The sequence below is a fragment of the Winogradskyella sp. MIT101101 genome, assembly GCF_047126865.1.
In the GTDB taxonomy this organism is placed as follows: Bacteria; Bacteroidota; Bacteroidia; order Flavobacteriales; family Flavobacteriaceae; genus Winogradskyella; species Winogradskyella ouciana.
The window spans coordinates 1195085-1213184 of the sequence record NZ_CP138982.1; the positions used below are offsets into that span (position 1 = coordinate 1195085).

General features: G+C 35.8%; 19 protein-coding genes. 11 read left to right on the forward strand and 8 right to left on the reverse strand.

Features of this window, described 5'->3' with window-relative positions:
* The first annotated feature begins 60 nt into the window (after window positions 1-60).
* On the forward strand, window positions 61-687 hold the full coding sequence (locus tag SIB89_RS05590; RefSeq protein WP_412561503.1) for a response regulator: 627 nt from the start codon (window positions 61-63) through the stop codon (window positions 685-687).
* Window positions 688-695: 8 nt separating this feature from the next.
* On the opposite strand, the gene SIB89_RS05595 is transcribed toward SIB89_RS05590, so the two are convergent.
* Together SIB89_RS05595 and asnB are read right to left on the reverse strand one after the other, a co-directional pair.
* On the reverse strand, window positions 696-1328 hold the full coding sequence (locus tag SIB89_RS05595; RefSeq protein WP_412561504.1) for a hypothetical protein: 633 nt from the start codon (window positions 1326-1328) through the stop codon (window positions 696-698).
* Between the two features lie 61 nt (window positions 1329-1389).
* Complete coding sequence (gene asnB, locus SIB89_RS05600) at window positions 1390-3051, reverse strand: asparagine synthase B (protein WP_412561505.1); 1662 nt, start codon at window positions 3049-3051, stop codon at window positions 1390-1392.
* A 235-nt stretch (window positions 3052-3286) separates the two neighbouring features.
* Between asnB and SIB89_RS05605 the strand changes: the two genes are divergently transcribed.
* Window positions 3287-3835: a DUF2911 domain-containing protein gene (locus tag SIB89_RS05605; RefSeq protein WP_412561506.1), complete on the forward strand. Its 549-nt coding sequence runs from the start codon at window positions 3287-3289 to the stop codon at window positions 3833-3835.
* Window positions 3836-3929: 94 nt separating this feature from the next.
* Here SIB89_RS05605 and SIB89_RS05610 read toward each other — a convergent pair whose 3' ends face one another.
* Window positions 3930-4562, reverse strand: a complete 633-nt coding sequence (locus SIB89_RS05610) for a 7-carboxy-7-deazaguanine synthase QueE (RefSeq protein ID WP_412561507.1) — start codon at window positions 4560-4562, stop codon at window positions 3930-3932.
* A 95-nt stretch (window positions 4563-4657) separates the two neighbouring features.
* A complete protein-coding gene (locus SIB89_RS05615) occupies window positions 4658-5104 on the reverse strand; it encodes a RidA family protein (RefSeq protein WP_412561508.1) in 447 nt (148 codons plus the stop codon).
* A gap of 59 nt (window positions 5105-5163) precedes the next feature.
* Between SIB89_RS05615 and SIB89_RS05620 the strand changes: the two genes are divergently transcribed.
* From SIB89_RS05620 to SIB89_RS05660, 9 genes are all read left to right on the forward strand, one after another.
* Entirely contained in the window at window positions 5164-6702 is a 1539-nt protein-coding gene (locus tag SIB89_RS05620) for a helicase HerA-like domain-containing protein (RefSeq protein ID WP_412561509.1), read from the forward strand.
* A gap of 116 nt (window positions 6703-6818) precedes the next feature.
* Complete coding sequence (locus tag SIB89_RS05625) at window positions 6819-7376, forward strand: hypothetical protein (protein WP_412561510.1); 558 nt, start codon at window positions 6819-6821, stop codon at window positions 7374-7376.
* Window positions 7377-7397: 21 nt separating this feature from the next.
* On the forward strand, window positions 7398-8369 hold the full coding sequence (locus SIB89_RS05630; RefSeq protein ID WP_273292373.1) for a YitT family protein: 972 nt from the start codon (window positions 7398-7400) through the stop codon (window positions 8367-8369).
* Window positions 8370-8374: 5 nt separating this feature from the next.
* A complete protein-coding gene (locus tag SIB89_RS05635) occupies window positions 8375-8740 on the forward strand; it encodes a cupin domain-containing protein (protein ID WP_412561511.1) in 366 nt (121 codons plus the stop codon).
* Window position 8741: 1 nt separating this feature from the next.
* Window positions 8742-9569 carry an alpha/beta fold hydrolase gene (locus SIB89_RS05640; RefSeq protein WP_412561512.1) on the forward strand — a complete coding sequence of 276 codons (828 nt, stop codon included), beginning with the start codon at window positions 8742-8744 and terminating at the stop codon, window positions 9567-9569.
* Between the two features lie 7 nt (window positions 9570-9576).
* Complete coding sequence (locus SIB89_RS05645) at window positions 9577-10302, forward strand: acetolactate decarboxylase (RefSeq protein ID WP_412561513.1); 726 nt, start codon at window positions 9577-9579, stop codon at window positions 10300-10302.
* Window positions 10303-10338: 36 nt separating this feature from the next.
* Window positions 10339-11106: a 23S rRNA pseudouridine(2604) synthase RluF gene (gene rluF / locus SIB89_RS05650; RefSeq protein ID WP_412561514.1), complete on the forward strand. Its 768-nt coding sequence runs from the start codon at window positions 10339-10341 to the stop codon at window positions 11104-11106.
* A 62-nt stretch (window positions 11107-11168) separates the two neighbouring features.
* Window positions 11169-12119 (forward strand): YybH family protein, encoded by a 951-nt coding sequence (locus SIB89_RS05655; RefSeq protein ID WP_412561515.1) that lies wholly within the window; start codon window positions 11169-11171, stop codon window positions 12117-12119.
* A gap of 25 nt (window positions 12120-12144) precedes the next feature.
* Window positions 12145-12567 carry a VOC family protein gene (locus SIB89_RS05660; protein WP_273292363.1) on the forward strand — a complete coding sequence of 141 codons (423 nt, stop codon included), beginning with the start codon at window positions 12145-12147 and terminating at the stop codon, window positions 12565-12567.
* Here the strand turns inward: SIB89_RS05660 and SIB89_RS05665 are convergent.
* The 4 genes from SIB89_RS05665 to SIB89_RS05680 form a co-directional block, all read right to left on the reverse strand.
* Window positions 12560-13279 carry a TIGR02206 family membrane protein gene (locus SIB89_RS05665; RefSeq protein ID WP_273292361.1) on the reverse strand — a complete coding sequence of 240 codons (720 nt, stop codon included), beginning with the start codon at window positions 13277-13279 and terminating at the stop codon, window positions 12560-12562. The genes SIB89_RS05660 and SIB89_RS05665 overlap by 8 nt on opposite strands.
* An 8-nt stretch (window positions 13280-13287) precedes the next feature.
* The gene (locus SIB89_RS05670; RefSeq protein ID WP_273292359.1) at window positions 13288-14172 is read right to left on the reverse strand and encodes a bifunctional 5,10-methylenetetrahydrofolate dehydrogenase/5,10-methenyltetrahydrofolate cyclohydrolase; all 885 of its coding nucleotides are present in this window, start codon (window positions 14170-14172) and stop codon (window positions 13288-13290) included.
* Window positions 14173-14263: 91 nt separating this feature from the next.
* A complete protein-coding gene (gene ffh / locus SIB89_RS05675) occupies window positions 14264-15595 on the reverse strand; it encodes a signal recognition particle protein (protein WP_273292358.1) in 1332 nt (443 codons plus the stop codon).
* A 186-nt stretch (window positions 15596-15781) separates the two neighbouring features.
* Window positions 15782-18043: a hypothetical protein gene (locus SIB89_RS05680; RefSeq protein WP_273292356.1), complete on the reverse strand. Its 2262-nt coding sequence runs from the start codon at window positions 18041-18043 to the stop codon at window positions 15782-15784.
* Between the last annotated feature and the right edge of the window lie 57 nt (window positions 18044-18100).

The window sequence follows — 18100 nt, forward strand, 5'->3', positions numbered from 1 at the left end:
TCAATGCTTACATGCCGAAAGCTAGAACCCGATAAGATTTCCATTCCGTAGAGAATAAATATGATAAGATTGGCACTTATAGAAGATGATTTACTGATTCAAGATAGCTTGAACGACTTTTTTAATGCCCAAGATAATATCAATTGCATACAGACCTCTGCTTCCGTTGAGTACTTTTTAGAATCCATTTCAGAATTAGAACATCAACCGGAAATTATCCTTTTGGATATAAATCTATTGGGCATATCTGGTATTGAAGGTATTCCGTTACTATTGGAAAAATTGCCAGACACCGATATTATTATGCTAACGACTTTTGAAGACAATGACAGTATTTTTAAAGCATTATGTGCTGGCGCCTGTTCATATTTATCTAAAAAAACACCATTAAAAAAAATAAAGGAAGCCATTGAAGTTGTGCATACTGGTGGTTCTTATATGTCTCCTTCCATTGCCCGAAAAATAGTTAACCGGTTTGCACCAAAACGAAACAAAATTGAGGTTTTAACGCCACGTCAAAAAGAAATCGTTGATGGTATCGTTGCAGGAAAAAGTTACAAAATGATAGCTGATGATTTGTTTGTTTCACTAGACACAGTAAGAAGTCATATCAAAAACACCTATAAAGCCCTTAAGATTAACAGTAAAGCTGAATTGATAAAAAAGGCTTATGACAATGAGATATAATTTAGTTTTTACACCACTCTCATTAAACGCTTAAACCGTCTTCTAAAAACCCTGAATTTCTTTTTTACTTTAGAACCTGAGGATACAGTAAATTCAACTTCATTCTTTACAAGTCCTAGCCTACCAGACATAAATTCGCGCCAAAAGATATTGTAAAGCATGTTGGGCTTTCCTTTATGTGAAATGGAACAATTCATCGCAATCTTTTTATAGCTTTTTTCTACTGAAAATTTAAGATCATCTTCTAAGTTGACCACGAAAAACGAAGATACTGTTTCAACAGTTGCTATTGGAATATCACCAACAAGATCTTGAGGGATGCTAAAAAACAGGACTAGGTTTTTGACATCCAACTTAGTTCTGTCTTCCCATCCAGTCACTCTTTCAGCCCAAGTAGTTACTCTATTTTTTGCCCATTCCTCTCTCATAACAAAATGATGGACTTCTGGTTCAACATCTTCTGTTTCTTTGACTAAATGATTATACGCCTCAATATGTTTGCTACAGAATTTTTGATTGATGTTATACAAGCAGTATCCTATCTCATGTGAAGACTCAAGAAGTCTGTTCCACTCACTTGTACTTTGAGAATAATTTATAAAGCAGTAAAAAAAGGCAAGAAAAGTGGTGAATATCTTCATGCCATGAAAATAAGAAAACCATTCGTTAAGAATGGTTTTCTATATTAGTTTTAACTATTAATTAATAAGCCTTATCATGCACTTTAGCCACAGCTCTACCAGATGGATCGTTCATGTTTTTAAAGGCTTCATCCCATTCTAAAGCCGTTGCTGTACTACATGCTACACTTGCTTCTTGAGGCACACTCTGTGCAGCCGCATCACTTGGAAAATGCCCTTCAAAAATAGTTCTATAATAATACTCTTCTTTGTTTAATGGTGTGTTAATTGGGAATCTAAACTTCGCATTAGCTAATTGCTCGTCAGTCACTTCTTGTTCTACAAGTTCTTTTAACGTATCAATCCAACTATAACCAACTCCATCACTAAACTGTTCTTTCTGTCTCCAAGCTACGCTTTCTGGAATATAATCTTCAAACGCTTTACGAATGACCCATTTTTCCATACGTTCTCCGTTTATCATTTTGTCTTTTGGGTTGATGCGCATGGCCACATCCATAAACTCCTTATCCAAAAATGGTACTCGCCCTTCAATTCCCCAAGCTGCTAAACTTTTGTTTGCTCTTAGGCAATCGTACATGTGTAACTTATCTAGTTTACGAACCGTTTCTTCATGAAACTCTCTTGCGTTTGGCGCCTTATGAAAATAGAGATAGCCTCCAAAGATCTCATCTGCTCCTTCACCAGACAACACCATTTTTATTCCCATGGATTTAATAACCCTCGCCATTAAATACATTGGTGTTGAGGAACGAATGGTAGTGATATCATACGTTTCAATATTATAAATCACATCCTTAATAGCATCCAAACCTTCTTGAATGGTGAATTTTATTTCGTGATGAACCGTACCAATATGATCTGCTACTTTTTGTGCAGCCGCTAAATCTGGTGAACCTTCCAATCCAACAGAAAAACTGTGCAATTGTGGCCACCACGCTTTTTCTTTGTCATCGGCTTCAATACGTCTTTCGGAATATTTTTTTGCAATAGCAGAAGTTACCGAGGAATCCAAACCACCTGATAATAAAACACCATAAGGCACATCACTCATTAATTGTCTGTGCACAGCATCCTCTAAAGCTTGTTTAACTTCTTCAATACTCGTTTCATTTTCCTTCACTGCATCATAATCTGTCCAATCGCGTTTGTACCATCGTACCAATTCACCATCCTTACTGCTCATATAATGTCCAGGAGGAAATAATTCAATTTTGGTGCAAACTCCTTCAAGTGCTTTTAATTCTGAGGCTACATAAAAGGTACCATTTTTATCCCAACCCATGTATAATGGAATAATTCCCATATGGTCTCTGGCGATAAAATATTCATCTTTCTCAACATCATAAATCGCGAATCCGAAAATGCCGTTCATTTCATCTACAAAGTCATGGCCCTTTTCTTTATAAAGTGCCAAAATAACCTCGCAATCACTTTCAGTTTGAAACTTGTAATCAGGGAATTGTTGTCTCAGTTCTCTATGGTTATAGATTTCACCATTTGCTGCTAGGATTAACTTTTTATCTTCACTGAACAATGGTTGTTTACCAGACGCTGGATCAACAATCGCCAAACGCTCATGAGCTAAAATTGCCTTATCATCATTATAAATTCCACTCCAGTCTGGTCCACGATGACGAATGGTTTTTGCCATCTCCAAAACCTGAGGTCTTAAGGTTTCACTTTTTTGTTTTATATCAAACGCACATACTATTCCGCACATAACTTTCTGTTTTATTATTAATTATGAAGCAAATATGATACTAAACTTTCATTTATTAAACATTAAATAATAATATGATTACATATTATAATTTATAGTAGTTAATTTAGTTAAATTTGATACTTGTAAAATATAAAATTGAGCATTCTCCTATCAATCTGTAAATTTTAATATTTCATTACGACAAACACGATATTATAACCTTTAACTTTATCCAAACAAATTTTAAAAAATTATGAAAACAACACGACTAATTACCACCATCGCCTTTGCATTTACAATGTTATTGTCATTTGATGCAGAAGCACAAAAATTTTCTGGACTTGACAAAAGTCCTATGGACGCAGCATCTTTTCCAAGCGACTACAAAGATGCCAATAAACTTATCAAGGTCGTTTACAGTAGACCACAATTAAAAGGAAGAGATATAAATGAATTAGCTAAGCCTGGAAAGGTTTGGAGACTGGGTGCCAATGAGGCAGCAGAGTTACATGTTTATACAGACATGCAACTTAACGGAACTGATGTTGATGAAGGCACATATACCATATATGCCATTCCTGGAGAGAAAGAATGGACTATTATTATAAGTAATGACCTAAATGTTTGGGGAAGTTATTTTTATAATGAAGAAAACGATGTGGCAAGAATCACGGTTCCCGTAACAAAAGGAGACGAATCATTGGAAGCATTTTCAATTGCTTTTGAAGCATCTGATGATGGAGTACACATGCATATGGGCTGGGGAAACACTAGAGTTGCTGTACCTTTTACTAAGGATTAAGTAAAAAAATAATAGAAAATTAAAAAGTTCCGATGGAGTAAACTCTATTGGAACTTTTTTGTTGAATTACATTAAACCGTCTACTTAAGACTGATTACGGTATGTTCAAATACTTATGCGTTTGCAAGGACACTTTCCATTTAGGGTTAGCCATGACGTAATCCACTATTTGCGGCATCATTTTATCGCGTTTGCTCCATTCGGGTTGAAGATATAGAATACAGTCATCGTTGACTTTAGCAGCTTGCTCTTCGGCAAATTTAAAGTCGTCTTTATTATAAATGATACACTTCAGCTCGTGTGCTTTGTCGTAAATTTCTTCAGTCGGTAGTTTTATCTTTTTTGGAGATAAGCAAATCCAGTCCCATTCACCAGTTAATTTATAAGCACCAGAAGTTTCAATGTGAGTTTGTACTCCTTTTGCTTTCAACTGTTCTGTTAAAGGTCCCATATCCCAAGTTAGAGGTTCACCTCCAGTGACCACAATGATATCACTGTATTTTACAGCATTATCTACTATTTTAGTGGTTTCGGTTGCTGGGTGTAATTCTGGTAACCAACTCTCTTTAACATCGCACCAATGGCAACCTACATCACAACCACCAATTCTTACAAAATAAGCTGCAGTACCTTTGTGGTAGCCTTCACCTTGAATGGTGTAAAACTCCTCCATCAATGGTAGTAAGTGACCTTGGTCTATTAATGCTTGTTTTTCTCTTCTTGTCATAGTTTGCAAATATATTGATTAGTTCACAGTCTCAGTGGCAGTTTTCAGTAAATTATTGTTTCAATTCAACTGTAAACTGCCACTGAGACCGCATACTATTTAGCCACAATAACATCAATCTCAATACTAGCTCCACCTGCCAAACCTGAGGCGGCAAAAGTCGTTCTTGCTGGTTTTTTGGTAAAGTAAGTGGTATAAACCGAGTTAAAATCTGAAAAATCATCAATGTCTTTCAAAATCACAGTACACTTTACCACGTTGTCCAATGATAAGTCATGATGCTTTAAAACGGTTTCGATATTTTCAATGACTTGTTTGGTTTCGGCTTTAATGCCTCCAGAAACGAGTTCTCCTTTTTTATGGTCCTTGCCAATTTGGCCTGTTAGAAATAATAAATCCTCGGTTTCTACGGCATCACTAAAAGGCACGTTGGCTCTGCTTGGTTCATGCGATTTATGAAATATAATTTCTGATTTCGAATTCTCACAAGACTGAAAACTCAACAAAACTGAAAGGCAAAAAATTGAAAGTGTACACTTCATGGGAATGCGTTTTAATCTTGATTAAAATTACATTATTTTTATGCAAATTATTTTGACTGATGACGAATTCCGACAAATTCATAAAAGATATTGCCGATGGCAACACATTTAAAGGCGACTACATTACGCTCGGAGCAGCGATGCTAGAAGGTGAAACGATGACCAACTCCTACGTTAACGTACCACTAAAAACTATGAATCGTCATGGCTTAATCGCTGGTGCCACAGGAACAGGAAAAACAAAAACATTGCAAGTTCTGGCTGAAAATCTTTCAGAAAAGGGTGTTCCTGTTTTATTAATGGATATAAAAGGGGATTTAAGTGGATTGGCAAAACCAAGTCCTGGTCATCCAAAAATTGATGAACGTCATGAGAAAATAGGGTTACCGTTTGAACCTAAAGCCTTTCCTGTAGAGGTTTTAACGCTTTCTGAACAAGATGGAGTTAGACTTAGAGCTACAGTTAGCGAGTTCGGACCTGTTTTAATTTCTCGAATTTTAGATGTAACGGAAACACAAGCCGGAATCATTTCGGTTATTTTTAAATATTGTGATGACAACAAATTACCGTTGTTGGATTTAAAGGATTTCAAAAAAATTCTACAATATGCCACTAATGAAGGCAAAAAAGAATTTCAGGATGCTTACGGTAGAATCTCAACCGCTTCCACGGGAGCAATCCTCAGAAAAATTATAGAAATAGAACAGCAAGGTGGTGATTTATTCTTTGGAGAAACTTCTTTTGAGACAGACGATTTATTAAGAGTTGACGAAAACGGAAGAGGCTACATTAATATCATTCGTCTTACGGATATTCAAGATAGACCAAAATTATTTTCAACATTTATGTTGAGTTTACTGGCAGAGATTTATTCGACTTTTCCAGAGCAAGGAGATAGCGGACGACCAGAACTCATTATGTTTATAGATGAAGCGCATTTAATTTTTAATGAAGCTTCTGATGCTTTATTAAATCAAATAGAAAGCATTGTAAAACTCATTCGTAGTAAAGGTGTTGGACTATATTTTGTAACCCAAAACCCAACGGATGTTCCTGAAGCAGTTTTGGGACAACTCGGTTTAAAAGTTCAACATGCCTTACGAGCGTTTACGGCAAAAGATAGAAAAGCCATTAAATTGACAGCACAGAATTATCCAGATACAGATTATTACGATACGGCAGATGTTTTAACATCCTTGGGAATTGGAGAGGCTCTCGTATCGGCTCTAAACGAAAAAGGAAAACCTACGCCACTTGCTGCAACCATGATGCGCGCACCAATGAGCCGCATGGATATACTAACGGAATCTGAATTAGCAAATCTCTTATCACAGTCTAAACTCGCTAAAAAGTACAACGAAGAAATTGACAGGGAAAGTGCCTACGAAATGTTGAACAAAAAGATAGAAGTTGCCGAAGCCGAAGAAGCCAAACGTAAAGCTGAAGAGGAAAAAGAGAAGCTTAAAAGAGCGGAATCTAAACGAAGAACCTCATCTCGAAGCAGTCGTAGAACTCGACAAAATCCTATTGTAAAAGTATTATCGAGCCCAACAGTTATTAGAAGTGTTTTAGGAATTTTAACCAAAATGCTGAAATAACAAATCCATAAATTAACCTAAACTGTCACATAGAGCGCAGTCGAAATGCTCAGCTACGTAACTGCTAATTTATCGGCTATGCAAAAAATGACAGAATAACACCTACAACTCAAAACATGAAAAAAATAATTTTCACTTTTCTTATTTGCACATTACTAATAGTTAGTTGTGCCAAAGACACACCACCAGATCCATTTTTAATCCAAAAGCACAACATTGGTTTGCTAACTGACTCAACTCAGGTAAAGGAGTTGGATTCTATATTCAAGAATGATTCGGTAGTAAGATATATTGCCGGAGATGAGTTTGCAGGAGCTGTTAACACTATTGAGATTTTTGAAAAAAATGGCAATAAACTTTTAGACCTTTCTCCAGAAGAGGCACTAGATTCTACCTCTGTAATTTCAAGTGTTCGTATTATAGATGAGCGCTATAAAACTGAAAAGAACATCTCTGCACTTAGCACATTTAAAGACATAAAAGAAAAATATAAAATTTCAAAAATTGATAATCTAATTAATTCTATCGTGGTATCCGTAAATGAAATCAATGCATCGTTTACCATTGATAAAAAAGAATTAACAAGTAGTTTAAGGTTTGATATGGATGCTAATATTGATCCGATACAAGTACCAGAAAAAGCAAAGATCAAATATTTTTTTATTCATTGGTAGTAATCATGATACAATAAATTTATGAATCCCTTTCTTTCAAAAATACTGGTTGATATTGCTCGCAAACGCCTTAAACGTAAGCATTCAAAAAAGCCAATAACTAAAAGACAAATCGTACCAATTGTAAGGAGCTTACAAGTGGAATTGAGTCACGCTATAAAAGAAGCAATTTTTACTATTGCTGGCGTTTTTTCAGCAGGATTTGGCTTAAAAGGATTTTTATTACCGAATAAATTTATTGATGGTGGCGCAACTGGTATTTCACTGTTGTTAAACAATGTTTCAGATATTTCTTTAGGTATTCTCTTGGTTCTTGTTAATATTCCGTTTTTAATATTAGGTGCTCGTACAATAGGTGTCAAATTCGCCATAAAAAGTATCGTAGCAATAACATTATTAGCTTTTGTAGTTCATTTTGTAGACTATCCAACGATAACGGACGACAAATTGTTAATTGCAGTTTTTGGAGGTTTCTTTTTGGGCTTAGGAATAGGTATGGCGATGAGAGGCGGTAGCGTTATAGATGGTACCGAAGTTTTAGCAGTTTTTTTAAGTAGAAAATTGTCCATCACTATTGGTGACGTATTGTTGCTTATAAACATTGTTATTTTTTCTTTTGGCGCTTATATACTTTCTGTGGAAATTGCACTTTACGCTATTCTAACCTATTTGGCAGCAGCAAAAACAGTAGACTTTGTAGTGGACGGTGTAGAAGAATATGTTGGTGTTACCATTATCTCCGAAAAACATGAAGAGTTGCGAGTAATGATTGTTGAAAAACTGAGGAGAGCCTGCACAATTTATGCAGGTAAAGGTGGTTATGGGTCTAGTGGCGATAGTTACGATAAGGACATTATCTATACCGTAGTGACACGATTAGAGCTTGCAAAACTTCACACTGAAATAGACAAAATAGATAAGAAAGCGTTCATTATTATGGGCTTAGTTAAAGATTTAAAAGGAGGTATGATTAAAAGGAAGCCTCTAAAATAGCAGTAATGAAAAATTATACAATTCAAGATTCGCCTTTCGTAGTACCAACAGATGATGGTAAAACCATAAAAGAACATTTTGGTTTGGCAACTGATGGAAATTCACAAATAAGCATTGCGCATATGGTTGCGCCTCCTGGTTGGTCTGAACCGTTTCAAACTCCTGAATTTGATGAATACACCTTTATCATAAAAGGAAAAAAACAATTTATCATAGAAGACGAAACCATAGTCCTTGAAGCAGGACAATCCATTAAGGTCAATAAAAACACAAGGCTGCAATACTCTAACCCATTTACAGAACCTTGTGAATATTTAGCTATCTGCTTACCAGCATTTTCAATAGACTCCGTAAATAGAGAAGACCAATAACATGAGTAGTTTTGTTATAAAATCCATAGGCAACGCCTTAAATGCAACGAGCCTAATTTCATCCAAGTACGCCACAAAAAAAGCATTGCGTTTATTTGCTTCACCTAGAAAAGGACGTTATACCGAAGATCAACGAAAAGTTGTAAGTTCAGCTTTATTTGAAGAGCTTTCTTATGATGGTCTAGATATTGCTACCTATCGTTGGCATGGCAAAGGAAAAACGATTTTATTGGCACATGGTTGGGAAAGTAACGTTTCGCGCTGGGATTATCTTCTCGAAGATTTAAAGCGCCAAGATTATAACATCATTGCATTAGATGCACCAGCACATGGACGGTCTGGAGGAAAGCAATTCAACGCTGTACTATATTCAGAATGTATTAATACAGTTGCCAAAAAGTTTAAACCCGAAGTCATTATAGGGCATTCCGTAGGTGGTATGGCAAGTGTGTTTTTTATGCATAAACATCCCGAGACTTCAGTTAAAAAATTGGTTCTACTTGGTGCTCCTGCACATTTTACTGGAGTCTTCGCTAGATATAAATCCATGATGGGTTATAATAGGCGTATTTCAAAAGGTTTGGACAATGTAGTATTAGAGCGATTTGGTAAACCGGTGGATTATTTTTCTGCTGCCAATTTTACAGAATCCATTGAAGCAAAAGGTCTTATCATTCATGATAAAATGGATAGAATCATTCCGTTTGAAGACGCTCTTTTGTTTGCCAACCGTTATAAAAATGCAGAACTTATTGAAACTACAGGATTTGGGCATAGTTTAAAGGATACCTCGTTGACTCCGAAGATTATTGGGTTTATAAATGATTAATTTAAAAATGACTGATAATAAAACTGTCTTATTGCTAATGTTAATACTGCTTCAGAGTTGCAATTTTGCAGTTACTGAACCAAATACATCTAAAACATATTCTAACGTCCGCAATATAGCCGCAATGAAAGATGTTATGTGGCAAGGTGAATTATATGGGAAAATTAATATAGACACAATTAAAAACAGAAAAGGCCTTTATGGTCTTGGCCCAAAAGCATTTTTAGATGGAGAAATTCTTATAAATAATGGAAAAACGTACTTATCTAAGGTAAAAACTGATTCGACAATGGCTGTAGAACAAATAAACTCGGTTGAAGCGCCATTTTTTGTTTATGCCAATGTTAACGAATGGGAACAAATTCAACTACCAGATAGTGTTAAGAGCATAAAAAGTCTTGAGAAGTATTTAGATTCTAAAACCAAAGATAAGAAACGACCTTTTGCTTTTAAGTTAGTTGGCAAAATAGAAAATGGAATCATTCATATTCAAAATTTACCAAAAGGTGTAAAAGTATCATCTCCAAAAGAGGCACATCAAGGGCAGGTCAACTACAGTTTAGAAAATGAAGAGGTGGAGATTGTTGGTTTCTTTTCAACAGAGCATCAGGGTATATTTACTCATCATGATTCATTTTTACATATGCACTTGATTACTAAAAGTCTAGATAAAATGGGACATTTAGACAAAGTGTCTTTCAGCAAGATGACCCTGTTTTTGCCAAAATCTTAACTAGAGGACTTAATAACTTTGTCGTATTTTTGCTTTATGTCAGACAACCTTACAAGACTCAACAAATACCTAAGTGAAGCCGGTTACTGCTCGCGTCGTGAAGCCGACCGCTTGATTGATGCTGGTCGTGTAACCATAAACGATGTTGTACCAGAAATGGGAACCAAAGTCGCCTCAGGAGATGTCGTAAAGGTGGATGGCGAAATTATTGGCGAACGTAAGCAAGACTTTGTCTATTTGGCATTTAATAAACCCGTGGGTATCGTTTGTACTACAGACACACGTGTTGAAAAAGATAACATCATCGACTACATCAATTACCCTAAACGTATTTTTCCAATTGGTCGTTTAGACAAACCCAGTGAAGGTTTAATTCTCTTAACGGATGATGGAGATATCGTTAACAAAATTCTGCGTGCCAGCAACAATCACGAAAAAGAATACGTGGTTACAGTTGATAAACCCATTTCCCAGACATTTATACAACGAATGGCTGGTGGCATATATATTGAAGAACTGGGCAAACGCACCAAAAAATGTGAAGTCAAGAAAATTGACAAGTACACGTTCAGCATTATTTTAACCCAAGGCTTAAACCGACAAATCCGACGCATGTGTGAGTATCTGAATTATGAAGTTCAGACATTGAAGCGTATTAGAATAATGAACATAAAGCTCGATATGCCTGTTGGCAAGTATCGTGAATTAACTGCAGACGAGTTTAAGGAACTAAGTGAACTCATCAGTGATTCCAAAAAAACCTTCGACCCAAAACAACATTCCAGAAGAAAAAACAGACGTTAATTAAATCTTAATTAATAAACACTATGGTTGCTTCCTTCTTAAATTTAAGGAAACTAGCAACCATGAAACCAATACTATCTCTTCTACTATTAGTCTCATTTTTAAGTTTTTCACAAAGCCAATATACTGTTTCAGACACCAATCCCTATGGTTTACCCAACCCAGAAGCACCAGAACAAATCAAGGATTTTGAAGGCTTAATTGGCAAATGCAACTGTAAGTCCGTGTCGAGAAATCAAGATCAAACCTGGGCAGACCCTGTGGATATGACCTGGGAATGGAAATATATAATGAATGGTATGGCCGTACAAGATGAAACTATAAAAGCCGATGGTAAACATTCTGGAAGCATTCGTCAGTTTATAGCAGATAGCAGTAAATGGTATGTACATTACTATTCTTCTGGCGCACCTTCTACCACTCTACCAACTTGGGAAGGAGGCAAAAAAGAGAATGGAAACATTGTGCTCTATCGCGACCAAAAAGCACCTAATGGAGCAGAAGGTTGGTTTCGATTAACTTTTTACGATATTGATGACACTGGTTATAAATGGGTTGGCGAATGGACAGACAAAACTGAAAAAGTGACGTTTCCTACTTGGAAAATTGATTGCAAAAGAGAACGCAATACCGTTTCAGGTGTTGATATGATAAAGAAAAACACGATTGCTTTTTCTAAAGCTTATATGGATGGTGATATTGATGCTTTGGTAAATATGTACACTGAAGATGGCAAGATATTCCCAAACAACAGAAAGATTATGTCTGGGAAAACGGATTTAAAATCTTATTGGGAAATCCCTGAGGGCGTAACCATTCTTCATCATAAAGTGACTCCAACTGAAATTACTATTGTAAACGATACCGCTTACGATTATGGCTATTATGAAGGCAAAACGTTGACCAAAGATAAAAAAGAAGTTCCCTGGAAAGGAAAGTACCTCATTGTTTGGAAAAAAATTGATAGTAATTGGAAAATATTTTTAGACATTTGGAACAACGTAACGGAGTGATTAATATTTTCATTATATAAAAAACATGACTAAACTATCTCCTTTTCATCTCGCGATTCCCGTTCATAATTTAGAAAAATGTAGAGATTTCTACACCCATACTTTAAATCTTGAAGAAGGCAGGAGTAGCGACCATTGGGTAGATTATAACTTTTTCGGCCATCAATTGGTTATCCACTACAAACCAAATTCCAGTAAAAATTTGCACACCAATGCCGTTGATGGTAAAAACGTTCCTATTCCGCATTTTGGTGTAGTTTTAAACTGGAGTGACTTTCATTCTTTTGCAGATAATCTCAGGTTAAAAAATATAGAATTCATCATTGAACCTTATATACGTTTTGAAGGTGAAGTTGGCGAACAAGCCACTATGTTCTTTAAAGACCCATCCGGAAATGCTTTGGAGTTTAAGGCTTTTAAAGATATGAGCCAGCTCTTTGCTAAGTGATTTTCCTTCTTTCTGAAACAGAAAACGGCAAATAAATCAACAAAAACAGCGGAATTATTATTAACTGCCCAACCACAATATAATAAGGCCACTCTCCAAAATAATCCAATAGTGAAGCTGACTTCGGTTTTTTATTTAAATAAAAATAATTGGCGTCTAAGAGATAGTTTAAAATAATCATTAAAACTACATAGATCTGAAGTGCCAAAAATGATTTAAATACACTTTTCAACGTCGGTTTCATCTTAAAAACGAAAATAAAATAGAAAATTACGGACAGCAAACCTAAGTGTACTACCCAATATCTAAAATAATCGAAACTTGGGAAACCAACTGCAATATCTGGTGTAATCACTCCCTGTATGGTTCCACCTATAATCCAAAATACTAGAATTTCGAACATCCAATATTTACGATAGTAAGTAAATACAGGAATAATCAATGCCATTAAACTACATAAATACAGCGGCAAATCAGTTCTAAAATTGTAATTATCAAAACCGATTCGGTATAAATGAAAACTGATAATAAACAAGGATACAAAACAAGCAACAAAATGAATTACTCTGAATTTCTGATTATCATTGAGCTTTCGATTAGAATATTTAATAAGGAAAATTGTAAAACCAATAGCCACCAATATGGGTAGTATATGTTGCAAACTTCCTATCGTTACAGAAGTCGAAGCGATAGAAAGTAACTTTATAAACATAGGATAGCTTATAGTTTATGCTTTCTATGCTGCTCTCTAGCTAATAGTGTATTCTTTAGAAGCATTGCGATAGTCATTGGCCCTACTCCACCAGGAACTGGTGTAATATAACTTGCTTTTTTACTGCAGTTTTCAAAATCTACATCACCTGTAATATAGTACCCTTTTTCAGAATCGTCTGGTACTCGTGTAATACCAACATCGATAATAACAACATCATCTTTTACCATTTCAGCTTTTAAGAATTTTGGAATTCCCAATGCCGAAATTATGATATCAGCTTGTGAGGTAATTTGAGTAATGTTCTTGGTGTGACTGTGTGTTAATGTTACTGTAGAATTTCCAGGAAAACCTTTACGTCCCATTAAAATACTCATAGGACGGCCTACAATGTGCGAGCGACCAATAACAACCGTATGCTTGCCTTTGGTCTCAACTCCATAGCGGTCTAGAAGTTCTAAAATTCCGAATGGCGTTGCCGGAATAAACGTGGACATATCCAATGCCATTTTTCCAAAGTTCATTGGGTGAAAACCATCTACATCCTTATCAGGATGCACAGCCATTAAAACTTTCTGCGTATTGATTTGAGGTGGTAACGGTAATTGAATAATAAACCCATCGATGTCGTCATCATTATTTAGATCTTCGATTTTATCCAATAACTCTATCTCACTGGTTGTATTTGGCATACGCACCATTGTAGATTCAAAACCTACACGCTCACATGCTCTTACCTTGCTACCGACGTAAGTTAAACTTGCTCCATCATTACCGACTATGACAGCTGCAAGGTGTGGCACCTTTTCGCCATTGGCTTTCATCTTGTCAACTTCGGCCTTGATTTCCTCCTTAATGTCCTTGCTTGTTTTTCTTCCGTCTAGTATGGTCATTTCTCAGTATTCAGTCTGCAGTATTCAGTCTGCAGTAGTTATGTTTTATATTTATTTGGCTGCCAACTGAGGACTGCCAAACTGCCAACTATTAACGCGGCATATTCTTCATCATCTGCATCATACGCTTTCCGCCTCCGCCTTGCATCATCTTCATCATCTTGCTCATCTGTGTAAACTGTTTCAGTAATTGATTTACTTCTTGTACAGATGTACCAGAACCTTTACCAATACGCTTTTTACGACTCGAGTTGATTACTGAAGGATTTGCACGTTCTTCAGGAGTCATAGAATGTATAATGGCTTCAATTCCTTTAAAGGCATCATCATCAATGTCGATATCTTTCATCATTTTTCCAGCACCTGGTATCATTCCGATAAGATCCTTCATGTTACCCATTTTCTTGATTTGCTGAATCTGCTTTAAGAAATCATCAAATCCAAATTGGTTTTTGGCAATCTTCTTTTGAAGTTTTCGTGCTTCTTCTTCATCAAATTGTTCTTGAGCACGCTCAACAAGAGAAACCACATCACCCATTCCCAAGATACGATCTGCCATACGTGACGGATAGAAGACATCAATCGCCTCCATTTTCTCACCTGTACCAATAAACTTAATTGGTTTGTTAACTACCGATTTAATCGAAATCGCGGCACCACCTCTGGTATCACCATCTAATTTGGTAAGGATAACACCATCAAAATTTAAAATATCATTGAAGGCTTTTGCTGTGTTTACAGCATCCTGACCTGTCATGGAATCCACCACAAACAAAGTTTCTTGTGGTTCAATAGCTTTATGAATGTTCGAAATTTCGGTCATCATAGCTTCATCTACAGCCAAACGACCAGCAGTATCTATAATCACCACATTATAACCGTTTGCTTTTGCATGTGCAATACCAGCTTGGGCGATAGCAACCGGATCGCTATTTCCCTTATCGCTATAAACCTCAACATTGATTTGATCGCCAACCACGTGCAACTGATCAATTGCCGCAGGACGATAAACATCACAAGCTACTAATAATGGTTTCTTTGTCTTTTTGTTCTTAAGATAATTGGCAAGTTTACCAGAGAATGTCGTTTTACCAGATCCTTGCAGACCAGACATTAAAATAACGCTTGGGTTACCTGAAAGATCGATTCCTTCTGCATCGCCTCCCATAAGTTCAGTTAATTCGTCCTTAACGATTTTAACCATTAACTGACCTGGCTGAAGTGTAGTCAATACATTTTGACCAAGTGCTTTTTCCTTTACTCTATTAGTAAAATCTTTAGCAATTTTAAAGTTAACATCGGCATCTAAAAGCGCACGTCTTACTTCTTTTAAAGTTTCAGCAACATTAACTTCTGTAATGCTACCATGACCCTTTAAAACGTGTAACGCTTTATCTAACTTATCACTTAAATTATTAAACATAATCTTTATCTCTTTTTGAAGTTGCAAATTTAAGAATTTACAAGAGATAAACGAATGGGATATCTATAATTCTACTATGCTATATTTGAGAATTCTACAAAAGAAAAGAGCTGCCCAGCGGTTGGCAACTCTCTTCAATCAACTTAAACTTACTAAAATTACTAACTTATTTAGCGGTTCTTCTTCTTATTCACAAGTTCTTTCTAATACCAAGACATCGTCTCCTCTATGCATTTCTAATCGGTTTTCTTCACATTCCACAACTAACCAATCACCAGTTATAGCCTGAATATTTGGTCCTGAAACATTAGAGAATGTGACAATAACACCGTCATTTGATTGTGATGTTGACCAAAATGCATCAATGGTTTGGTTATCTGTATATATGACAACGATATTGTTTGAAGCTTCAAAATCAAAATTCCATTCCATTAAATTATCACTGCCATTGTAGTTCACTGCATTCCACATACAGCTAATTAAAAAGGCATCTACCTCCTGCTCTGTGCAGTTACCTTCATTACAATCCTCTACGACTAATATTATAGGGAATATTTCAAACTGGTCGTCAATTACAACTCTGGTGTAAACCACGGCTTCTACACCAATCATAGCGTAATTCTCTGGATTGGAAATAGCGTTTACGTTTGCTTCAGCATCAGCTTGGCTTTCATGATAGGTGACTATATCTGCACTTGGGTTACAATTGTGAAAGGCGGTTGTAAGATCAAACGTGTATGGTCCATCTGTTCCATTATCACATTGTTCTAATACAGCATCAAAACTTTGATAACATTCAAACAGGTTACATTCTTCAGTAATTAAATACACTGTAAATACTTCAAAATTGCCATTTTCAGCTTCTATTCTGAGATAAACCTGTCCGGTTTCTGACCAATAGGACTCTGTTTCTACAATGGCGTTAACATTATTCTCAGTATCAGCTATGCTTTCATGGAATGAAGGTATAAAGCTAAATTCACAAAGTATTAATCCAATGGTATCAGCACTGAGGTTAAACTCTGCCTCATTATTTGGACCCAAGCATTCTACTAATTCAAAATCAGAGAAACAGTCAAAAACTTCATTACCTTGATTGATATCACATTCTTGTTGCAGTTCTATATAATCATCACCATTTACTAGGTAGAAATAGTCATCCTCACATTCAACGATTTGCCATTCTCCATTTAATAGTTCAAAATCATCCTCAAATGTAAGGTCCATATATACATTACTAGCCACTACTAACAGTTCCCAAGTGCCTATTTGAGATTCTGTTCCATCTCCATCATCTAATAAAATCTGTCCGTTTGGTGTAAAGTACACATAAACCGCTGCTATGGTATTGATGAGGTTTGTTTCTAGCAACCAGGCACATTCTCCAAGGTTTGCATTTATTTCGGCTATGGAGCATCCTAAATCTCCTTCACAGTCTTGCTCTAATTCAATAGAATAATCTCCACGTACTATATCTAGTTCATCATCATCACATTCTACTATTAGCCATTCACCACCTAAATCATCTTGATAAGCCGTTAGCTCTGTTATATTTAAGATTAAACCATTATCGGTTGAATAAACCTCCCAATTTCCTCCAATGAAAACTGTGGCATCTCCTTCAGTTATTTGCAAAGTGCCGTCTTCATAGAATATCATTTGATGGATTTCAAAATCATTATTGGCATCGTTGATATCCCAAGGGCACTCTATCAACAGTTCCGTAATATCTTCCTCATTACAATCATAGTCATCATCATCACAATCGTCCTCTGCTGCTTCTATGGCATCAGAAAGTTCTTGGTTAGAATTAACTTCTATGGTTTCGCCATTGGCATATTCTAACGTCACTGGATAGTTTAAGCTTACAATTAGAGCATTGTCATCTTCCTCTAACGCTTCAAGAAAGTTATACAAGGCTTCATCATTTTCTATTGTAACGGTATCAACAATGTTGAAATCTGAATTGAACACAGAAAATGAAATTGGATATACAAAATCAATACATTCTATAACATCATCATCGTCATCACATTCATTAATAAAGTTTTCTAGTTGGTCTTCATTTTCAATTACAATTTCAGTATAGTCATTAAAAATTATGGTAATCGGGAATACGAAATCAAGAAAATCCTCATCATCTACTAACTCTTCAAATAAATCTTCGAGTTGTTCTAAATCAGCTTCAGTTTCAATAGTTATAGTGATATCACTAACTATAATGGTTACTGGCAACTCAATTGAAAAACAGCTGGCATCATCTAATATATCGTCATACGCTCCGTAATTGGCTGTAACATTACTCATGAATGATGCCAATGGAGAACTTGGTGTGATTACTTCTTGTTCATCAGGACTATTTACTTCTGTTGCCTCATCTTGGCAAGAAGAAAAAGTTAAAAGGGCAAAAAAGGCTAGTAGGATTGCGTGATTGATCGTTGTTTTCATTTTTGGGAGCTTTATCAATTTATTATAAAACAATCTTAGTTTTGATTTTCCTACCCT